Annotated in this window: 17 protein-coding genes and 3 pseudogenes; 10 read left to right on the forward strand and 10 right to left on the reverse strand. The window is 71.2% G+C overall.

Annotated elements, in window-relative coordinates; genetic code table 11:
* Positions 1–151: 151 nt before the first annotated feature.
* Positions 152–574 (reverse strand): ATP-binding protein, encoded by a 423-nt coding sequence (locus ACWGDB_RS24480; protein ID WP_383613927.1) that lies wholly within the window; start codon positions 572–574, stop codon positions 152–154.
* Positions 575–870: 296 nt separating this feature from the next.
* Between ACWGDB_RS24480 and ACWGDB_RS24485 the strand changes: the two genes are divergently transcribed.
* Positions 871–1548 (forward strand): HNH endonuclease family protein, encoded by a 678-nt coding sequence (locus ACWGDB_RS24485; protein ID WP_453824351.1) that lies wholly within the window; start codon positions 871–873, stop codon positions 1546–1548.
* 57 nt (positions 1549–1605) lie between these two features.
* On the opposite strand, the gene ACWGDB_RS24490 is transcribed toward ACWGDB_RS24485, so the two are convergent.
* Together ACWGDB_RS24490 and ACWGDB_RS24495 are read right to left on the reverse strand one after the other, a co-directional pair.
* Positions 1606–2379: a polysaccharide deacetylase family protein gene (locus tag ACWGDB_RS24490; RefSeq protein ID WP_453824352.1), complete on the reverse strand. Its 774-nt coding sequence runs from the start codon at positions 2377–2379 to the stop codon at positions 1606–1608.
* A 187-nt stretch (positions 2380–2566) separates the two neighbouring features.
* Complete coding sequence (locus ACWGDB_RS24495; RefSeq protein WP_453824353.1) at positions 2567–3247, reverse strand: TetR/AcrR family transcriptional regulator; 681 nt, start codon at positions 3245–3247, stop codon at positions 2567–2569.
* Between the two features lie 152 nt (positions 3248–3399).
* On the opposite strand from ACWGDB_RS24495, the gene ACWGDB_RS24500 reads away from it, so the two are divergent.
* Both ACWGDB_RS24500 and ACWGDB_RS24505 read left to right on the forward strand, forming a co-directional pair.
* Positions 3400–4431 carry a medium chain dehydrogenase/reductase family protein gene (locus ACWGDB_RS24500; RefSeq protein WP_453824354.1) on the forward strand — a complete coding sequence of 344 codons (1032 nt, stop codon included), beginning with the start codon at positions 3400–3402 and terminating at the stop codon, positions 4429–4431.
* 59 nt (positions 4432–4490) lie between these two features.
* Positions 4491–5135: an SRPBCC family protein gene (locus tag ACWGDB_RS24505; RefSeq protein WP_453824355.1), complete on the forward strand. Its 645-nt coding sequence runs from the start codon at positions 4491–4493 to the stop codon at positions 5133–5135.
* Positions 5136–5180: 45 nt separating this feature from the next.
* On the opposite strand, the gene ACWGDB_RS24510 is transcribed toward ACWGDB_RS24505, so the two are convergent.
* Positions 5181–6347, reverse strand: a complete 1167-nt coding sequence (locus ACWGDB_RS24510) for an Ig-like domain-containing protein (protein WP_453824432.1) — start codon at positions 6345–6347, stop codon at positions 5181–5183.
* 278 nt (positions 6348–6625) lie between these two features.
* On the opposite strand from ACWGDB_RS24510, the gene ACWGDB_RS24515 reads away from it, so the two are divergent.
* From ACWGDB_RS24515 to ACWGDB_RS24535, 5 genes are read left to right on the forward strand one after another with little or no spacing between them, the layout of a single operon-like run.
* On the forward strand, positions 6626–7837 hold the full coding sequence (locus tag ACWGDB_RS24515) for a lipid II:glycine glycyltransferase FemX (RefSeq protein ID WP_453824356.1): 1212 nt from the start codon (positions 6626–6628) through the stop codon (positions 7835–7837).
* Complete coding sequence (murJ, locus tag ACWGDB_RS24520) at positions 7834–9492, forward strand: murein biosynthesis integral membrane protein MurJ (RefSeq protein ID WP_453824357.1); 1659 nt, start codon at positions 7834–7836, stop codon at positions 9490–9492. Before ACWGDB_RS24515 ends, murJ begins: the two co-directional genes overlap by 4 nt.
* Before the next feature lie 23 nt (positions 9493–9515).
* Positions 9516–10199, forward strand: coding sequence for a response regulator (locus ACWGDB_RS24525; protein WP_451180650.1), 684 nt, complete (start codon positions 9516–9518; stop codon positions 10197–10199).
* Positions 10200–10252: 53 nt separating this feature from the next.
* Positions 10253–11683 (forward strand): ATP-binding protein, encoded by a 1431-nt coding sequence (locus tag ACWGDB_RS24530; protein WP_453824433.1) that lies wholly within the window; start codon positions 10253–10255, stop codon positions 11681–11683.
* Complete coding sequence (locus ACWGDB_RS24535) at positions 11680–12267, forward strand: hypothetical protein (protein WP_453824358.1); 588 nt, start codon at positions 11680–11682, stop codon at positions 12265–12267. The genes ACWGDB_RS24530 and ACWGDB_RS24535 overlap by 4 nt, the downstream gene beginning before the upstream one ends.
* 36 nt (positions 12268–12303) lie before the next feature.
* Here the strand turns inward: ACWGDB_RS24535 and ACWGDB_RS24540 are convergent, their stop codons facing one another.
* The 3 genes and pseudogenes from ACWGDB_RS24540 to ACWGDB_RS24550 all read right to left on the reverse strand — a co-directional run.
* On the reverse strand, positions 12304–13902 hold the full coding sequence (locus tag ACWGDB_RS24540) for an alpha/beta hydrolase (RefSeq protein WP_453824359.1): 1599 nt from the start codon (positions 13900–13902) through the stop codon (positions 12304–12306).
* A gap of 195 nt (positions 13903–14097) precedes the next feature.
* Positions 14098–14506, reverse strand: a pseudogene (locus tag ACWGDB_RS24545) (GAF and ANTAR domain-containing protein); the annotation flags it as partial.
* A gap of 114 nt (positions 14507–14620) precedes the next feature.
* Positions 14621–14707: pseudogene (locus ACWGDB_RS24550) on the reverse strand (phosphotyrosine protein phosphatase); the annotation flags it as partial.
* Positions 14708–14723: 16 nt separating this feature from the next.
* Between ACWGDB_RS24550 and ACWGDB_RS24555 the strand changes: the two are divergent.
* Positions 14724–14978, forward strand: a pseudogene (locus tag ACWGDB_RS24555) (aquaporin family protein); the annotation flags it as partial.
* A gap of 56 nt (positions 14979–15034) precedes the next feature.
* On the opposite strand, the gene ACWGDB_RS24560 reads toward ACWGDB_RS24555, so the two are convergent.
* The 3 genes from ACWGDB_RS24560 to ACWGDB_RS24570 all read right to left on the reverse strand — a co-directional run bounded on the left by ACWGDB_RS24560 (position 15035) and on the right by ACWGDB_RS24570 (position 17848).
* Positions 15035–16528 (reverse strand): DEAD/DEAH box helicase, encoded by a 1494-nt coding sequence (locus ACWGDB_RS24560; RefSeq protein WP_453824360.1) that lies wholly within the window; start codon positions 16526–16528, stop codon positions 15035–15037.
* A 243-nt stretch (positions 16529–16771) separates the two neighbouring features.
* On the reverse strand, positions 16772–16975 hold the full coding sequence (locus ACWGDB_RS24565) for a cold-shock protein (RefSeq protein ID WP_149830319.1): 204 nt from the start codon (positions 16973–16975) through the stop codon (positions 16772–16774).
* Between the two features lie 393 nt (positions 16976–17368).
* Positions 17369–17848 (reverse strand): DUF5990 family protein, encoded by a 480-nt coding sequence (locus tag ACWGDB_RS24570; protein ID WP_453824434.1) that lies wholly within the window; start codon positions 17846–17848, stop codon positions 17369–17371.
* 342 nt (positions 17849–18190) lie between these two features.
* Between ACWGDB_RS24570 and ACWGDB_RS24575 the strand changes: the two genes are divergently transcribed.
* Positions 18191–18976: a sulfite exporter TauE/SafE family protein gene (locus ACWGDB_RS24575; protein WP_453824361.1), complete on the forward strand. Its 786-nt coding sequence runs from the start codon at positions 18191–18193 to the stop codon at positions 18974–18976.
* The last annotated feature ends 48 nt before the right edge of the window (positions 18977–19024 follow it).

Below are 19024 nucleotides of genomic sequence, written 5' to 3' on the forward strand. Positions count from 1 at the left end.
CCCCGGAGCCCGCAGGTCACGCCCGTCAGCCGTTCAGGACGCCCCCGTGGCACGGCCGTGACACGGCAACACATCGGCTGTGGACGGCGGTTCGCCGCCGCGCCGCCTTGAGCACGGCCACCTCCTGTGGTGGCCCGCGCCGGATGCCGGCTCAGACGGTCAGCACCGCCCGGACGGTCTTTCCGCCGGTCACCGGCACCGCGACATCGAACCGCTCGGTGAGTGCCTGCACTATGGCCAGGCCCCGTCCGCTCTCGTCGTCGGCATGTCCGGCACGCATGCGGGGCCGGCCCGGGGCGTCGTCGTGCACCTCCACGGTCACGCGCCCCGCGCTCACCTGCAGCCGCAGCCGGCAGCCGGTGCGTCCGTGCCGGACCGCGTTGGCGACCAGCTCGGACGCGATGAGCGTGGCGTCGGCCACCTGATCGGCCCCGACGGCGGCGATGCGGGAATGCGTCCGGCTGAGAAAGGCGGACGTCAGTCTGCGGGCCCGCCCGGCCGAGGCGACGGTGCACGGCAGCAGGTACTCGGCGCGTGCGGTGTACTCACGGGCACCACCCTTGTGGGCACGCATGAGTGGTCAACTCCCTCCCTGGGACCGTCGGCGCGCTCGGCCGCAGCCGCAGCGTCCGCACCGGGGCCACACCCTGTCCCCCGCGGCCGGTCCCGTTCGGTGGTGATGCCCGCGGTGGCTGATCGGCAACCTGGAACCGTCCCCGGAATCCAGCGACCTTCACGGTCCTTGTGACGGCGGCATCCCTCCATCGGGTGCCCATCAGCACACCTGTCCGGTGAACTGAAGCCTCCACATGGCTCATCCGTTCGAGTCGAACCCCTCGAAAGAGTTACGCGCAGTCAATTCTGCGCTGCGTGATCAAGAACCTCAGGCGAGCCGTCCTCGCGGCCGCCCTCTTCGTCGTGCCCCTCGCGGCCCCCACGCCCGCCCACGCACAGCACCGCCCCGCCGAGACGTACACGCTCCCGATGGCGGCCTCGGTCGACCTCGTCCCGCTCGCCGCAGAGGTGCGGGACGGCTATCAGCGCACGAGCTTCAAGCACTGGAACGCCGGCCAGAACCCCACCGACGGCTGCAACACCCGAGCGGAAGTGCTGCTCGCCGAAGCGGTCGACCAGCCTCAGATCCTCCCCGGCTGCAAGCTCTCCGGCGGTCGCTGGTGGTCGTACTACGACGCGAGGTGGCTCACCTCGGCCTCCGCCCTGGACGTCGACCACATGGTGCCGCTCGCCGAGGCCTGGGACTCCGGGGCGTCCCAATGGAGCGCCGAGCGGCGTGAGGCGTACGCCAACGACCTGGCCGTCAGCCCTTCCCTCGTCGCCGTCTCCGCGGCCTCGAACCGCAGCAAGTCCGACCAGGACCCGGCCGAATGGCTGCCGCCGGCCGTCGAGGTCACATGCCGCTACACCTCGGAGTGGATCGCGACCAAGCTCCGCTGGGGCCTGACCGCCGACGCCGCCGAACTCGAAGCACTCACCCAACACGCAGAAGCGTGCCCCGGCACGACGGTGACCTACGAGCCCGTGCCGTAGAACTGCGGCCCCGCCCCGACAACGGGGCGGGGCCGGCCATCGCACTCATCGCGGCGCTCAACGCACCGGAAACCCGCAGGAGTAGCCCTGCTCCTCGAGCCACGGGAGGATCCGGCGCAGGGCCTCGACGGTCTGGGAACGGTCGCCGCCCGCGTCGTGGAAGAGGATCGTCGGCCCGTTGGGCAGCTCTCGCTCGACGGTGGCGACCATGGCGTCCGTGCCCGGCCGTTCGAAGTCCTTGCTGTCCACGTTCCAGCCCAGCGGGCGCATGCCCTTGGAGGCGGCGAGCTTGCGGCTGTAGGGGGTGAAGGCACCGCCGGGCGCCCGGTAGTACGCCGGCCGTACGCCCCCGGACGCCTTGGTGATCATGCGTTCGGCATCGAGGATCTGCTGCGACTGGTAGGTCTCGGACTGCCTGTCCATGGTGGTGTCGTGCGACACCGAGTGGTTGCACAGCAGGTGCCCGGCCGCGACCACCTTCTTCACGAGGTCCGGGTGTGCCTGCGCCTGCGTCCCCACCATGCAGAACGTGGCCTTCACCCCGTACTCCCGCAGCACGTCCAGCACTTGGGGGGTCCACACGGGGTCGGGGCCGTCGTCGATGGTGATGTTGACGCCGCGCGCCCCCTTGTCCGAGGCGTGCACGATGGTCTCCGCGACCGCCTTGACGTCACTGCCCGGCTTGGCGGACGCGGACGCCTTCGGTGACGCGGCCCCCACGGCATCGGCCTGCGCGGTCCACAGCGAGGCACCGGTGGCGAGCACCGTCACCCCGAGCGCCGCCCCGACCAGCTTGCCGTACCAGCCCCGCCCGCCGCTGTGCCGTGCCATGTCCGCCCCGCTTTCGCGCAATTCCTCGCCGATGCCCGGTCACCTTGTGACCACATGGCAGGACGAGAGGCGGCGGCCGGGGGATGCGTCCGTTACCGATCACGGACAATCTCGGGGGAGTTCGCGGACAACCCGCCGAGCTGGGGCCGCGGCGACGGCGAGTCGGACAGGCCCTGCGGCTCAGCCTTCACTTCGCGGGCGCGCCGACCAGGTCGTCCAGTTCGGCGGCGAAGAGCAGCCCGGGGTCGAATCCCATACCGGAGAACTGGCCGGCGAGTTCCAGGGACAGGACGCCGTGCAGCCGGCTCCAGAAGGTCAGGGCCCGGTGGAGGACCGCGGGCGGGGCGGGATGGCCGCCCGCCCAGTCCCGGTGGCCTTCCAGATGCGCGTCGAACGGCGTCGCCGGAGCGTCCGAGGGCACATCCGAGGGCGCCTCCGAAGGCAGCGCGGCACAGGCGTCCAGGAGGGTCGCCATGATCTCGGAGGAGATCGCGGTGGTGTCGTCGGGAGCGTGGTAGCCCGGGACGGGCGTGCCGTAGATGAGGAAGTAACGCTGGGGGTCCTCCAGGGCCCATCCCCGCAAGGCGTGCGCCAGCCCGGTCAGGTCGGCGCCGGCCTCCGAGGCCGCGCGGAAGGTGTCGGCGAGGCTTCGGTAGGCGTCTCGCACGAGCTCGGTGATCAGCTCGTCACGGCCGCTGAAGTACCGGTACAGCGCGGGTCCGCTCATCCCCATCTGCTTGGCGATCGCGTTGAGGGAGAGCGCGGTCGCGCCGGCCGTGGCGATCTGTTCCCACGCGCGCTGCTTGATCTCGGTACGCACCTGGGCGCGGTAGCGCTCGCGCGGGGTCGTCGTGCCCTGTTCCGCCACTGACCTGCCACCTTTCCGCACCGCTGCGCTGTACTCGCAACGTCTAGTTAGAGGTTATCACTGAAGCTATTGACTCTCCGCGGCGCGATGAGTTAGAACTTATAACGAACACGAAAGCACGTAACCGGATCGGGAAAGCAGTGGAGGTCACCATGGACGCCGAAGGTCTCGTCGAGGTCGTTCTGCCGGGCAAGGTCGAGCCCGAGGGGCTGCGGATCCGGCACGGAGCCGTCCCCTCGGCGGGCCCGGGCCAGGTCGTGATCCGGATGGAGGCGACCGGCGTCTCCTTCGCCGAGCAGCAGATGCGGCGTGGCCGCTACTACGACCAGCCGGCCTTCCCGTTCGTGCCCGGCTACGACCTCGTGGGCACGGTGCTGACGACCGGCGAGGGGGTCGGGCCGGACCTGGCCGGCACCCGGGTCGCCGCGCTGGTCAAGGTCGGCGGCTGGGCCAGCCATGTGGTCGTCGACGCCGCGGACGTGGTGCCCGTGCCGGACGGGATCGCCGCGGCGGAGGCGGAGACCCTCGTCGTCAACGGCATCACCGCCTGGCAGATGCTGCACCGCAAGGCCCGAGTCCGTGCGGGACACACCGTCGTGGTGCACGGCGCCAACGGTGGCGTCGGATCGGTCCTGGTCCAGCTCGCCCAGGCCGCCGGCGCCCGGGTGATCGGCACGGCGTCCGCCCGCCACCACGACGCCCTGCGGGAGCGGGGAGTCGCCCCCGTCGACTACCGCGCCGACGACTTCGCCGCACAGATCCGCGCACTCGCACCGCACGGGGTGGACGCCGTCTTCGACCACGTGGGCGGCAGCGGCATCGTCGACTCCTGGCGCCTCCTCGCCCCCGGCGGCACGCTCGTTTCGTACGGCAGCGCCTCCACCCGGGACGACGAGGGCTCCAAGCAGCTGCCCGTCCTCAAGCTGCTCGGCCGGGTGTGGCTGTGGAACGCCCTGCCCAACCGCCGCCGCGCGTACTTCTTCAACGTCTGGGCCGGCCGGGCCCTGGCCAAGAACCGGTTCCGGTCCCGCCTGCGCGCCGACCTCACCCAGGTCTTCGCCGCACTCCAGCGCGGCGAGGTCAGCGCCCAGATCGCCGCGCAGCTGCCCCTGGCCCGCGTCGCCGACGCCCTTCGGCTGGCCGAGTCCGGCACCGTCGCCGGGAAGGTCGTCCTGAACCCGTAGCAGGCCTCCGAGTGCCCGGCCCCTTCACACCGACCGACCGAACCAGCGAGAGGAACCCCATGTTCAGCAACAGCCCGTCCAACGCCCCCGTTCAGCAGCCGCGTCGGCACCGGGGCGTCATGGCCGCGGTCACCGTCGCACTCGCCGTCACCGGCGTCCTCGCCGGCACCGTCCCGGCCGCCCAGGCGACCCCGCACAGCCCCACGTCCCAGTGCGGCGGTCGCGGCGTCGACAAGGACGCCGTCATCCGCTACGAGTCCGACGTCTTCATCAAGGCGTCCCTGAGCACCATCTGGAAGCTCCAGACCGACGTCGAACGCTGGCCGTCCTGGCAGGCCCCCGTCCTCACCGCCGAACGTCTCGACCACGGCCGCCTGAAGGCCGGTTCGCAGTTCCGCTGGACGACTCCCGCGCCCGCAACCCCCACGACCCCCGCCACCACACTCGACATCACCTCCACCGTCCAGGAACTCCAGCGCGACAAGTGCATCCTGTGGAGCGGGCCCGCGATCGGCGAGGGACTGCGCATCGACGAGGGCGTCCACCTGTGGACCTTCAAGAAGGTCAAGGGCGGCGTACGCGTCCACACCGAGGAGACCTGGACCGGCGACCAGGTCGAGGCGGATGTGCCCACCGCCACCGAGGCCCTCGGCTGGGGCCTCGAAGCGTGGCTGCGCGACCTCAAGGCCGCCGCCGAAGGGTGACGTGCGTGACGCACGGCAAACAGGCCCAGGTCTCCGACCCGGGCCTCAAGCCGTGTCTCGGCGCAGGGCGCTCTTGCCCTGCCACTCGGACCACGAGAGGTTCCACGCGCCGAAGCCGTTCCCGGGCGCGACCTCACCCTTGGTGTCTTCGCCGGTGATCTCGAACGGGTCGCCCGGCCGCACCTGCCCGTAGAACCAGGCCGCGTTCGCGTCGCTCATTCCTATGCACCCGGAACTCCGGTTGGAGTTGCCGAAGTGGCGGGCGTTCCACGGGGCGGCGTGCGCGTACATGCCCGACCAGGTCAGCCGCATCGAGTGGTCGACCATCTTGTCGTAGGCGTCGCCGAGGCCCACCGTCTCGGAGTTCATGTTGATCGTGCCCTCCTTGGCCATGAGCACGGCGGTTCCGCGCCAGGAGCGCTTGTCTCCGCCGGGCGTGCCGCCGGAGACCGGTATGCGGCGGACCGTCTCGCCGTCGCGTACGAGGGTGAGTTGATGGCGGTCGAGGTCGACCTCGACGATCTGCCGGGCGCCGATGGTGAAGGTGGTCGTGTAGTCGCGTACGAACCAGCCGCCGTCCGCGCCCGAGTCGGTGCCGTTCAGCTCGGCGTTCAGCGTGACCTTGGTTCCGGGCCTCCAGTACGTCCTGGGCCGCCAGTCCACCCGGTCCCCGCCCGACCAGTCGCGTATCCAGCCCCAGGAGCCCTCGGTGCCGTTCGAGGTGGTGACCTTGAGCTGCTTCTCGACCGCGGCCTTGTTCCTGACCGGACGGTCGAAGACCAGGGCGATCGGCTGGGCGATGCCGACGGTGGCACCGGCGCCCGGTCGCCAGTCGACCTTGTTGACCTTGTCCGCCTCAGCCGTGGTGAAGGCGGCCTTGGTGCTCCTGGCGGTTCCGCCCTCGGTCCGGGTCGCCGCCGTCACCTCGTACGACGCGCCGGGCACGGCTTTGCGGTCGGAGACCCACGACCGGCCGTCGGCGGCGACCTTGCCGGCGAGCCGGTGGCCCTCGGCGTCGGTGACGGTCACCGAGGTGAGTCTGCCGCCCGAGGCCGTGACCCGCACGGGCTCGCCCGCCGGGACCCGTTCTCCAGCGGGCGTGACGGTGACCGTGGCAGGGCGGTCGTCGGCGCTCGGCTTCACCTTGCCGTCCGGGGCGGTGGGGGAGCCGCTCGACGAGCAGGCGGCGAGCGGCGTCAGCAGGGCGGCCATGGCGGCGGCCACGACGGCGGCCCGGACGCGGACATGGGCGAGTACACGGGTGCGCGACAACGGGACCTCCGGGAAGGACGGGAAAAGGGTGGGTGAGTCGGCGATGTCGTGACTGTAGAGCCGGAAAACCCGAGGTCAGCCGCTATGGAGCTATGTGACGGCGGCTGGTGAGGAACCGTCATGGTCCGGTCACATTCGCCGGACGGAGCGGTCATGGGCCGCTGTGAACCTCCTGAGTGTCCCCGCGACAGGCCCGGGGAGAAGGAGAGGTTCAGACTGTGTCAGCGCTGCTCGTGCCGCCCAGCCGCGTGCCCCGGGCACGGAACCGGGACGTGGCCCTGCGAACCATCACCGCGGAGACCTACCGCGCCTTCCTCGCCTCCCCCGACGGCACGGCCCTCGGCGCCGGTTTCCTGCAATGCCCGTCCTGGGCCGACGTCAAGGAGGGCTGGCGCTCCCAACTGCTCGGCTGGGGGCCCGATCCGGAGGCAGGCCAACTGACGGGTGTGGCCCTGGTGTTGCTGCGGCAGTTCCCCGGCACCCGCAAGTACTTCGCCTACCTCCCGGAAGGGCCCGTCGCCGACTGGAGCGACCCCGACGTCGACCGCTGGCTCGGTCCGCTGCTGGAACACCTGCGCCGCGCGGGCGCCTTCGCCGTACGCATCGGCCCGTCGCCCGCCTACCGGCGCTGGGACGCCGCCCTGCTCAAGCCGCTCACCGGCCCCGGACGGCGCCTCGGCGACGTCCTCGCCAGCGAGGTCGACCCGCTCGGCACCGCCGTGGCCGAGCGGCTGCGGGCCCGGGGCTGGCGCCGCTGCGGCGGTGACGGAACCGGAGGGGAGGGGACCGGAGGGGACGGGGACGCCCAGCCCCGCCACGTCTTCCACGTGCCGCTCGCCGGACGAACCCCCGAGGACCTGTGGTCCGGGCTCAACCAGGAGTGGCGGCGCAATGTCCGCCGATCCCAGAAGGAGGGCGTGGAGGTGGTGGTGGGCGGCGCGGCGGAACTCCCCGAGTTCTACCGCCTGCTCGGCATCACCGAGCGACGCGACGGGTTCCGGCTCGGCCGCTCGCTCGCCTACTACGAGCGTCAGTACGCGGCGCTCAACGCCGAGGAACCGGGCCGGATGAAGCTGTACCTCGCCCGTCACCGCGGCGAGATCCTCGCCGCCCACACGATGATCACGGTGGGCCGCCGTGCCTGGTACCAGACCGGCGCCTCGGCCGACCACCGCCGCGAGGTCCGCCCCTCCAACGCCCTGCAGTGGCGGATGCTGCAGGACGCCCACGCGCTCGGCGCCGACGTGTACGACATGCGCGGGGTACCCTCCACACTCGATCCAGACGAACGTGCGTACGGACTGCTGCGGTGGAAGCTCGGCACCGGGGGACAGGTCGTCGAGACGTTGGGGGAATGGGAGAGACCCTTGGGCGGCAGCGCCAACCACACGCTCTACCGCGCCTTCCAGGCGTACCTGAACCGCCGATGAAGCAGACGACGCCGGTCGGCACGGGGAGTGCGGAGGCGACGAAGGCGGCGGCCTCTCCGGCTTCCTCCGCGGCCCGCGGCAGCGCCGTCATGGCCGCCGGATCCATCGTCTCCCGGGCCACCGGTTTCGCCCGCTCCGCCGTGGTCGCGGCGGCGCTCGGCACCATCGGGCCGGTCGCCGACGGCTACGCGGTCGGCAACGCCCTGCCCACCATCGTCTACATGCTGCTCCTCGGCGGCGCCCTGAACGCCGTCTTCGTGCCCGAGCTGGTCAAGGCCGCCAAGGAGCACGCCGACGGGGGCGCCGCGTACACCGACCGGCTCGTCACCGTCTGCGTGATCGCCCTGCTGGCGATCACCGCGACCGCGGTATGGGCGGCCCCCGCGATCATCGACGCGTACACCGACTACACCGGCGAACAGGCGGCCATGACCACCGCGTTCGCCCGCTACTGCCTGCCCCAGATCTTCTTCCTCGGACTGTTCACCCTGCTCGGACAGGTGCTCAACGCGCGCGGCCGGTTCGGCGCGATGATGTGGGCGCCGGTCCTCAACAACCTCGTCGTCATGACCGTGTTCGGCCTGTATCTGGCGCTGTCCCTGGGCGGCGGGGACACCCTCACCGCGACCGAGACCGCCGTCCTCGGCTGGGGCACGACCGCCGGCATAGCCGTCCAGGCACTCGCTCTCCTCCCGGCACTGCGCGCCGCCCGCTTCCGCTGGCGGCCCCGCTTCGACTGGCGCGGCAGCGGACTGACCCGCCCCCTGCGCGCGGCCGGCTGGCTGGTGCTGCTGGTCCTGGCCAACCAGGCCGCCTACTGGGTCACCACCCGGCTGGCCACCACCGCGGGCCTCGACGGCGGTCCCGGGTACGGCGCGTACAACAACGGCTATGCCCTGTGGGTCGTACCGCACGGCATCATCACGGTGTCCGTGGTGACCGCGCTGATGCCCCGGATGAGCGCGGCCGCCGCCGACGGGGACACCGCCGCCCTGCGGCGCGACGTCTCGCACGCCCTGCGCGTCAGCGCCTCGGCCGTCGTACCCGCCGCCTGCGCGCTGTTCGCCCTCGCCCAGCCGGTCATGGCCCTCGTCTTCGGGTACGGCAGGACCAGCGCCGCCGACACGGCCGCCATGGCCGGGATCCTGATGGCCTTCGCGCCGGGACTCGTCGCCCTGTCCGGCCAGTACGTCCTGTCCCGCACTTTCTACGCGCTCTCCGACACCCGTACGCCCTTCCTGCTCAACCTCGTGATCGTCGCCCTCAACGCGGGACTGTCCATGGCCGCCGCACACCTGCTGCCGGCCCGCTGGGCCGTGACGGGCATGGCGGCGGCGTACTCGCTGGCGCTGTGCGCGGGCTGGGCGGTGACCGCCCGGGTGCTGAGCCGTCGGCTCGCCGTGGCCCGTCCTCTGCGCTCGTCCGCAGCCGGCGCTCACGTAAGGCTGCTGCTCGCCGCCGTGCCCGCCACCGCGCTGGGCCACTTCGCGGCCCTGGGAACCGCACCGGCGGGGCCGGTGGTCTCCACGGGTGCCGGCGCGACCGCCGTCGTCCTCACCTTCGCCCTGCTCGCCCGTCCGCTGCGGCTCGCCGAACTGGAAGCGCTGCTCTCCGGTGCACGCCGCAGAGTCACCCGAACCCGACACCGTCCCTGACCATCATCGAGGGAGAACCGCCGATGCCCCGCGTGCTCCTCATCGAGGACGACCCCTCCGTACGCGAAGGAGTCGAACTCGGTCTGCGCCGCCGCGGCCACGAGGTACGGGCGGCCGCGACCGGCGAGGCAGGCCTGGCCGCGATGGCCGAGTTCCGCCCCGATCTGCTGCTGCTGGACCTGATGCTGCCCGGCATGAACGGCGTACAGGTCTGCCGCCGGGTCCGTGACCGCAGCCAGCTGCCGATCATCATGCTCACCGCGCGCGGTGACGACTTCGACGTGGTCATCGGCCTGGAAGCCGGCGCCGACGACTACATCGTCAAGCCGGCCCGCACCGAGGTGATCGAGGCCCGGATCCGTGCGGTACTGCGTCGCCTGGACGACGCCGGCGCGGGCCGCCCGGCCATCGAGTTCTACGGCGAACTCGCCATCGACCGGGTCGGACTGACGGTCACCAAAGCCGGCCGGCCGCTCGCGCTCGCCCCCTCGGAGCTCAAGCTCCTGCTGCACCTCGCCGCCGCCCCCGAGCAGGTGTTCAGCAGGCAGCAACTGCTGGAGCACGTCTGGGATCACAGCTACCACGCCGACGCCCGGCTGGTCGACGCGTGCGTCGCACGGCTGCGCGGCAAGATCGAGGACGAGGTCGGCAGCCCCCGCTACGTCCAGACACTGCGGGGCTTCGGCTACCGCTTCGGGCCGCTGTGACCGCCCGCCCTCACCGGTCCCGGTTCAGGGCGTTCGGGCTGCGTACGCGGCTCATGCTCGCCTTCCTGCTGGTCGCCGCCGTCAGCGCCGGCACCACGGCCGCGCTGACCTACCGTGAGGCGCGCACCGCGCTGCTGAAGACCGCCCAGGACACGGCGGTCTCGTCCTTCCGTGACCAGGTGCAGCTGACCGGCTTCGCGCTGCCCGTGCGGGAGGAGGACGGCGGCCTGCAGGAAGTCCTGCGTGACATCGCCCGCAAGGGCAAGCCGCACCCCTGGGTGGTGTTCGCCGAATACGGTTCGGTCCGCGCCTCCTCGGGCGAGAACCCCGTCTCCACCGTCATCACACCCGAACTGCGCCGTGCCGCGCGGGCCAACCCCCACGGCAGCTTCGAGCGGGTCGTCAAGGACGGCGTCCCGTACCTGACCATCGCCATGCCCATGGTCTTCAAGACCAGCCCCGACAGCGTGCTGCCCAGCGGACTCGTCCTCTACGCCGTCATGCGGATGACCGACGAACAGGTCAACGTCGACGCCCTCCTCATGGCCGGCCGGGACGGTGCCCTGCCCGGCCTCGCCATCGCGCTGATACCCGGCCTGATCGCCGCCCGCAGCGTGCTGCGCCCGGTGCGGGAACTGAGCCAGGCGGCCCGGAGCATGGGCAGCGGCAGACTCGACACCCGGATCGCCGTGCGCGGCAGCGACGAACTGGCCGACCTGGCACGCACCTTCAACGAGTCGGCCGCCCAACTGGAGCGATCGGTGCGGGAACTGCGTGAGGCCGAGGCCCGCGCCCGCCGCTTCGCCTCCGACGTCTCGCACGAACTGCGCACCCCCCTCGCCGGAATGCTCGCCGTCACCGAGGTCCTCGACGAGGACGCGGACCACCTGGACGCCGACACCGCCCGTGCTGTCCGGCTGGTCAGCGCGGAGACCGGAAAGCTGGCCGTGCTCGTCGAGGACCTGATGGAGATCTCCCGCTTCGACGCCCGCGCGGCCGAGCTGAACGCCGACGAGGTCGACGTGGCCGAGGCCATCCGGAAAACCCTCCACAACCGGCACTGGACCGAGACCGACGGCCGGGTCCGCACCGAACTCCCGGACGGCATCCGCGCCCGCCTCGACCCGCGCCGCTTCGACCTCGTGATCGCCAACCTCGTGGGCAACGCTTTGCGGCACGGCAGCGCGCCGGTCACGGTACGCCTGCGCACCGAGACCCGCTCCCCGGCCACCCCCGTCCTGCTGATCACGGAGGTCGCGGACAACGGCCCCGGCATCCGGCCCGCCGTGCTCCCGCACATCTTCGACCGCTTCTACAAGGCCGACGCCGCCCGCACCCGCTCGGCGGGCAGCGGCCTGGGACTGGCGATCACCTCGGAGAACGTGAAGCTGCACGGCGGAACGATCCGCGCGGGGAACCGGCCCGGGGGCGGTGCCGTCTTCACCGTCGAGATACCGCTCCACGCGGAGGAGGCCGGCGGATGAGGCGTGCGCGGACGCGCCGGCACGCGGCAGCCGTCGCCCTCGCCTTCGCGGCGACCGCACCGCTGCTCGGCGGCTGCGGGATCAAGGAGACCGACGTCATCGAGGCGGGCGGCCCCGCCAGCTTCCAGGCCTTCCTCAACCGCGACTACGACATGCTGCTCTTCTTCCGGTCCCCCGACGGAGCGCTGACCCCCGTCATCCGGACGACCGGGCCTTCGGCCGAGGACCAGAACCTCAGCGAAGCGGCAGGCCCGGTGCCCACGGAGAAGGTCGTCCTGGCGTTGCTCGGCGGCCCGCGGGACGAGGACCGCGCCGCAGGCCTGAGCACCTCCCTCCCGGCCACCCGCCCCGGCGCGACCGTCGAGGTCGAAGCCTCCCCGGGCGGCAGGGTCACGACCCGCCTGCCCATCGCCCTGAAGGACCTGTCCGGCCCTGCGCTACGTCAGCTGATCTGCACGATCGCCTACAGCCAGGACGCCGACGGCAAGGTCGCCGTGCAGCTCACCGGGCAGGACGGGGTGTCGAGGTCCGGCACGTGCGGACTCGCCCCCGGCGGCACGAGTGCTCGTGAGGCCCGCCGCTGACGGAGGGCCCCACGTCGTCGTCACCTTGTCCCGGGTTCAGAAACGGCTGACCATCCCCGGGAGACCCCGAGGCGTCGGCAGCGGGAGCGGGTTGTCGCCCGCGCGCTCGCGTGCTTCCGGAGCGGCCTTGCAGGTCACGTCCTTCGCCGGCAGCTTTCCGGTGGTCAGGTAGGCCGTGGCCGGCTTGTCGGCACACGACTTGGAGCCGTAGATGCCGTGTCCGACACCTCCGAGGACCGTGACCATCTTCGAGCCCTTCATGACCCGTCGCAGGCCCTGCCCACTGGCCAACGGGGTCTGGGAATCCCACTCGTTCTGGAGGATCAGCGCGCCGACCTTGTTGTCGATCGTGGTGGCGGGCTCGGAGCCGTTCTTCTCCCAGAAGGCGCACGGCTTGATGTTGGAGACGAAGTCGCCGTACAGCGGGTACTTGGCCTTGTCCCGGATCGCGTCGGCGCGGTACTGCTCGGGATCGCGCGGCCAGTTGCGGGTGTCGGCGCAGACGACGGACCAGAAGCCGGCGTCGCCGTTGTCCTCGGGCACGGCGCGGGCGAAGGAAGGCGGCTGCGGCGAGAGCCTCTTGCCCGCCTCGCCACCGGAGGTGGGCCGGCCCTCGGCGGCCTTCTTCAGCTCGACGACCGACTCGGCGGCGTCACGGACACTGAAGAACGTGGCCCGGCTGCCGGAGCGGATGTCGTCACCGGTCAGCTTGGTGCCGTCGAGGTCGATCGGCTTCCGGTCGGCCTGGGCGACGAGGTCGTAGAAGGTCTTGCGGACCGCCTCGGGCGTCTTCCCCAGCTTGTACGTGGAGTTCCGCTCGGCGGTCCACTCGGTCCACCGGGTGAAGGCGGGCTCGGTGCCCTCCGCCCAGATCTGGATCATGCCGCGCCAAACCCTGGCCGGGTCGACGGCGCTGTCCAGCACGAAACGGTCGGAGCGCTTGGGGAACATCTGCGTGTAGACCGCGCCGAGGTAGGTCCCGTACGAGTACCCCAGGTAGGAGATCTTCTTCTCGCGGAGCACGGCCCGGATCACGTCCATGTCCCGCGCGGTGTTGCGGGTGGTGATGTGCCGCAGCTTGTCGCCCTGCTTGGCGTCGCACTTCTCGGCGACGGTCCGGGCCCACTTCACGTCCTTGGCGAACGTCGCGGCCCTGTACGGCCGTTCCGAGTTCGCCTGCTCGGGCGTCAGGCCGCAGCTGACGGGGGAGCTCTGGCCGATTCCTCGCGGGTCGAATCCCACGAGGTCGTACTTGGCCTTCACACTCTTCGGCAGCTCACTCGCCATGTACTGCGGCATGTCGACGCCCGGACCGCCGGGTCCGCCCGGGTTGAGCAGGAGCACACCCCGGCGCTCCTGCTTGGTGCTCGTCTTCAGCCTCGATATCGCGAGGTCGAGCTTCTTGCCGCTGGGGCGGTTGTAGTCGAGCGGCACCTTGATGGTGGCGCACTGGAAGGCCGCCGGCATCTCTCTGTCACAGCGGTGCCAGGCGGGCTTCTGCTGAAGGTACTGGCTCATGGGGTTCGCCGCGGTGGAGGGGGCGGACGCGGCGGATGCCGTGGCCGGCGCGAGCGCGGGAACCAGGGCGGCGACGGTACTGGCCGCCAGAAAGCAGGCTATTCGGCTGTTTCGCACGTGGGGGAGGTCCTTGCCGTTGGGGTGTACGGGTCGGACCAACCCTTTCGGCTGAGGGAGTTGGGGCGAATCCATCAAGGAGACAAGGTTCCTCAGACCGTGGATGGACAAAGAGCACGACGGATGGTCCCCGAGTCGGACAACCAAGAATCGCTCCGCGGCATCCAGCTCAATCGCCCTTGTGCCGCCCTACGGTCATCCCGGGATGCCCTGTTCGCATACACGGCGGGCGAACTCGCGAAGCTTGATGTTGCCCTCCTGCGAGGAGCGGCGCAGCACGTCGAAGGCTTCCTCTTCGGTGATTTCGTGGGCACCCATGAGGATGCGGCAGCAAACCGGTCGTCTCGCTGTCCTCGGTGAAGGCGCCGGGCTTGCGGGAGCAGAAGTTCAGCGCGCCGAATTCCTCGTCGTCGGTGAACAACAGAAAACCCATCATGCTGCCCACGCCGAGCGCACGGGCCTGAGGCGCGACGACAGGCCGGCGCCGGTGCAGCGCGGTGAGATCGGAGTTGCGGAAGACCCGCTCGCCCTGAGAGCCGTAAGCGGCGGCGCCGAAGCACGGCCCCTCACCGAGTCGCTGCTGCAGCAGATCGCCGTCGGTGACCGCTGCTCCTCAGGCCTGGACCACCCTCACGCCCAGCTTTCCACAAGAACCTGGGCTCGACTGTGCCGTGCGTGCGTCCCTGTCCGGCACCGGGTCTCGCGCCTCTCGCGCCTTCTGTGTGGCGTCGATCTCGGCGATCAGGGCCTCGATTCGCCTGTGGATCTCGTCGCGGATGGGGCGGACGGCCTCGACGCCCTTGCCATCGTCGCGACCGCCGTTGATCCTGCTGATCTTCGGCCTGGCCCGCACCGACCGCCTCCGCCACACCCCCGTCGCGGTCGCCTCCTACATCGGCGCCGCGTACTGGTTCACCTCGTCCACGTGCTCCGCCAACCCGGCCGTGACCAACGGCCGCGCCTTCACCGACACCTTCGACGGCATGCAACTCATCGGCGCCGTGGCCGGCTTGGCGCTGGCCGCCCTCATCTTCATGCCCGCACGGAAAAGCCGCGGAGTGACGCGCGCGTCGTAGGCCATGGTGATCGGTCGTGGTCGTGGTCGGGGAGGCCCGCCGCGAACGGCGGGTCGCTAGCCCGCCGAGTCGATGGAGGGCCGCTGTGCCCTGCGTCGTCCGGATCGACCGGTGGCGCGCCCCTGGGCGGCGCGGTCGCGGCGGCCTCGGGACGAGGGAGTCGCGGAAGACGCGGCGCGCCGGGGGCGTTCCGCGACGGGCGCGGTGATGACGACGGGAACACCGGACGGCGCCTGGGCGCCGGTGATGCGGCTCAGTTCCGCCTCACCCGAACGTACCGCGGTGATGTGAGGGGTGATGGCGGCTGCAGCCATCAGCCGGTTCATGCTGCGGCGCTGGTCGGGGGTCACCAGGGTGACGACGCTGCCGGACTCTCCGGCGCGGGCGGTACGGCCGCCGCGATGCAGGTAGTCCTTGTGGTCGGTGGGGGGATCGACGTTGACGACCAGGTCGAGATTGTCGACGTGGATCCCGCGCGCCGCGACGTTGGTCGCCACCAGTACCGACACGTGCCCGGTCTTGAACTGGGCGAGGGTCCGTGTGCGCTGCGGCTGGGACTTGCCGCCGTGCAGGGCCGCGGCGCGGACGCCGCTCTTCAGCAGGTGCTTGGTGAGCCGGTCGACGGCGTGCTTGGTGTCCAGGAACATGATCACCCGGCCGTCCCGTGCCGCGATCTCGGTGGTCGTCCGGTGCTTGTCCGCTTCGTGCACGTGGAGTATGTGGTGTTCCATCGTGGTGACCGCACCCGCGGACGGGTCGACGGAGTGGACCACCGGGTCGGTCAGGTAGCGGCGGACGAGCAGGTCGACGTTGCGGTCCAGGGTGGCCGAGAAGAGCATGCGCTGCCCTTCGGGGCGCACCTGGTCGAGCAGGGCGGTGACCTGCGGCATGAAGCCCATGTCGGCCATCTGGTCGGCCTCGTCGAGGACGGTGATGGCGACGTCGTCCAGCCGGCAGTCGCCACGGCCGATGAGGTCCTTGAGCCGCCCCGGCGTCGCGACGACGACCTCCGCGCCGGCGCGCAGCGCACTGGCCTGCCTGCCGATGGACACTCCGCCGACCACAGTGGCCAGCCGCAGCCGCAGAGAGCGGGCGTACGGCGTGAGCGCGTCGGTGACCTGCTGGGCCAGCTCGCGGGTGGGCACGAGGACCAGGGCCAGCGGCTGCCGCGGCTCGGCGCGCCGACCCGCTGTCCGAGCCAGCATGGCCAGGCCGAAGGCGAGGGTCTTGCCCGACCCGGTACGGCCGCGGCCGAGCACGTCCCGCCCGGCGAGAGAGTTCGGAAGGGTCGCCCCCTGGATGGGGAACGGTACGGTCACACCCTCGTGACCGAGCGCGGCCAGCAAAGGCGCCGGCAGGGCGAGGTCGGCGAACGACTCGACGGCGGGCAGCGCGGGCGTGACCGTCACCGGCAGCGCGAACTCGCCCTGGGGTGAGGTCTGCCGGCGATCGTTGCCCTTGGAACGCCGGGGAGCCCCCGAGCGCCTGGCGGCGGTACCCCGGGAGCGGTCATTGGTACGGGTCGTGCGGGCGGTGCGTGCGCGGTTCAAGCGGAACCTTTCCTCGATGTGAGCACGTAGGCACGTAGCAAGGAATTTCCGCAGCAAAATGAACTGCGCAGGGAATCGCGAGAACGAGCCGGAGGCGATGGGCGCCGAGTCGTATCGACGGGGAATACGTCACCCTTCGGTGATGTGGTGGGGCCTTCCCGTCGCGCGCCCTGAAATGCAGCGAGCTGGGGCCCGCACCCCAAGGTGCGGGCCCCAGCTGCGAAGTATGCGTTGCTGCCGGTGTCAGGCGGGAACGATGTTCTCCGCCGTCGGGCCCTTCTGGCCCTGAGCGATGTCGAAGGACACCTTCTGGCCTTCCTGCAGCTCGCGGAAGCCCTGGGTGGCGATGTTCGAGTAGTGGGCGAAGACGTCGGGGCCGCCGCCGTCCTGCTCGATGAAGCCGAAGCCCTTTTCCGAGTTGAACCACTTCACGGTGCCAGTAGCCATGTCATATCTCCTTCGGGGACGATGTTCGGAATTCGCCTTGTGCGGATCCCGCGTCGCCGTGCTGATCAACCCGTCGGAAAATGAACCCTCTGGCAACCACACCTGCAACTTGGATCGACGTTAGCATGACGCGATCGGACCCGAGCGACCACTGGTTCCGCCCGGGTCGGCGGCCGGGGAATACTCGCGGTGCGCCGCAGCTATTTCTCACATCGCGGGTACAGATATTGGTCCGCGCGGATGTGGTGCTCCTGCCGAACGCTTCCGGCCACAGCGCCGTGACCTCCGTCGATGAGCCATGCGCCACTGCCGTCGTCGTCAACGGGTGGGACAGCGGAGAACGCGCCGTGACCCGACGATGGCGATGAAGGTCACATCGGCCCGGAGCCGCTCCTAGTCGGCGCGTGCGGCGGTCCAGGTGATGTGAGGGGGCTCGACGCGTGCGCACAAGGGCCCGCCCTGCGCGTCGGTCAGGCCGAGGCGTCCGACGAGCAGCCCGTCGCGTGCGGCGGCGGCGAGTACGTCGGCGGGGATGACGTCGAGCATGAGCTTGGCCCGGCGGAACATAGTGAAGGTGCCCGATTCGTCGACCGTGCCCCACGACAGGTAGATGAACCTTCGGCCCAGACGGTCCTGCACGTAGGGGCCTTTGATCTCGATGCCGGTCGGCGAGGCGCTCGTGGCGCACTCCAGGGTCCACGTCGCGGACGGCGCATCGCCGGGCTGGGGATCGAGGAGTTCGGCCGGACGGTCGCGGCGTTGCACGGCGACGTGGATGTTGACGTAGGCGGGGACCGCGCCGTCAACACTCGGGGGGCGGGTGAGGCCGGGCAGGTCGACGGCGTCGATGCGGATGCGCATGGCCGCCATCATCTCGCCCTCGTCCGCGCGGGGGGCCACCGAGCTCGCATGGAGGTGGACCCGGGCAGCTGTTACCTCGTCACCTTGTCGGCGTCACCTTGTCGGCGTCGCCTCTGGCGGCGGAGCGCGGGCCCGGAGCCGCCCTCGACGTCGAGGAAGACCGCGGATGCCCTGGCAGGGCAAGACTGCTGTGCCCCAACCGCCGCACGCGCGCCCGCCCCGTCCAACGACGACGGAACACGTCCGGCTGCCGGACCGGCTGCGACTCCTGCTCATGAACATCTCGTTGCGGGCCGCCCTCACCACCGTCCGACGTGCTGATACTGACCGGGCGATCGACAAGCGGGGGCAAGGGTGGACTGGACATGGGCGGGTGGGCCGGCCGCCGGTCTGCTGATCGCCTGCGTGACGGCCCCGGTCGGCGTGTCCGGGGCCGTGTTCCTCCTACCGGTGCAACTGAGCGTCTTCGGCGTGCCCAACCCGGCCATCACGCCGACCAACCTGCTGTTCAACGTCGTCGCCGGCCCGGGCGCCCTGTGGCGCTACCGCCGCGACGGCGCCCTGCGCGGCGACCTCGCCCGGCGCCTCGTGCTGGGCACGCTGCCCGGCGTGGTCCTCGGCGCCGTCCTCCGCGTCTTCGCTCTCCCCGGCCCCGAGGTCTTCCGGCTCCTGATCGCCGCCCTGCTGCTGCCCCTCGGCCTGTGGCTGAGCCTGCGCGCCCTGACGCAGACACACCACCGTCCGTCGCCCGCACGCGAGTTGACCCCCCGCACACTCACCGGCCTCGCCCTGGCAGTCGGCGTGGTCGGCGGTATCTACGGCATCGGCGGCGGCTCCCTGCTCGGCCCGATCCTCGTCGGACGCGGTCTGCCCGTCGCACGCGTCGCCCCCGCCGCGCTCGCCGCCACCTTCGCCACCTCCCTCGTCGGCGCCGCCACCTTCGCACTGCTGTCGCTCGTCAGCTCCGGAGACATCGCCCCCGACTGGTGGCTCGGCCTCGCCTGCGGCGCCGGCGGACTGATCGGCGGTTACCTCGGCGCCCGCCTCCAACCCCACCTGCCCGAACGGGCCCTGCGCCTCCTGCTCGGCGCCCTCGCCGCGGCCCTCGGCGCCCTGTACGCCGCCCAGACCCTGAGCTGAGCAGGTTCGCCCCCGCAGAGCTGTCACAAAACGGGGAGGCTGTCTTGT

This window comes from Streptomyces sp. NPDC055013 (assembly GCF_053608645.1).

Bases quoted from the DNA above. Each gene is read 5' to 3' on its own strand.
- ACWGDB_RS24525 (WP_451180650.1), top strand. From the start codon at position 9,516: ATGCCCCGCGTGCTCCTCATCGAGGACGACCCCTCCGTACGCGAAGGA.
- ACWGDB_RS24530 (WP_453824433.1), top strand. From the start codon at position 10,253: ATGCTCGCCTTCCTGCTGGTCGCCGCCGTCAGCGCCGGCACCACGGCC.
- ACWGDB_RS24490 (WP_453824352.1), bottom strand. From the start codon at position 2,379: ATGGCACGGCACAGCGGCGGGCGGGGCTGGTACGGCAAGCTGGTCGGG.
- ACWGDB_RS24535 (WP_453824358.1), top strand. From the start codon at position 11,680: ATGAGGCGTGCGCGGACGCGCCGGCACGCGGCAGCCGTCGCCCTCGCC.
- ACWGDB_RS24565 (WP_149830319.1), bottom strand. From the start codon at position 16,975: ATGGCTACTGGCACCGTGAAGTGGTTCAACTCGGAAAAGGGCTTCGGC.
- ACWGDB_RS24505 (WP_453824355.1), top strand. From the start codon at position 4,491: ATGTTCAGCAACAGCCCGTCCAACGCCCCCGTTCAGCAGCCGCGTCGG.
- ACWGDB_RS24570 (WP_453824434.1), bottom strand. From the start codon at position 17,848: ATGATGGCGGCCATGCGCATCCGCATCGACGCCGTCGACCTGCCCGGC.
- ACWGDB_RS24500 (WP_453824354.1), top strand. From the start codon at position 3,400: ATGGACGCCGAAGGTCTCGTCGAGGTCGTTCTGCCGGGCAAGGTCGAG.
- ACWGDB_RS24480 (WP_383613927.1), bottom strand. From the start codon at position 574: ATGCGTGCCCACAAGGGTGGTGCCCGTGAGTACACCGCACGCGCCGAG.
- ACWGDB_RS24510 (WP_453824432.1), bottom strand. From the start codon at position 6,347: ATGGCCGCCCTGCTGACGCCGCTCGCCGCCTGCTCGTCGAGCGGCTCC.
- murJ (WP_453824357.1), top strand. From the start codon at position 7,834: ATGAAGCAGACGACGCCGGTCGGCACGGGGAGTGCGGAGGCGACGAAG.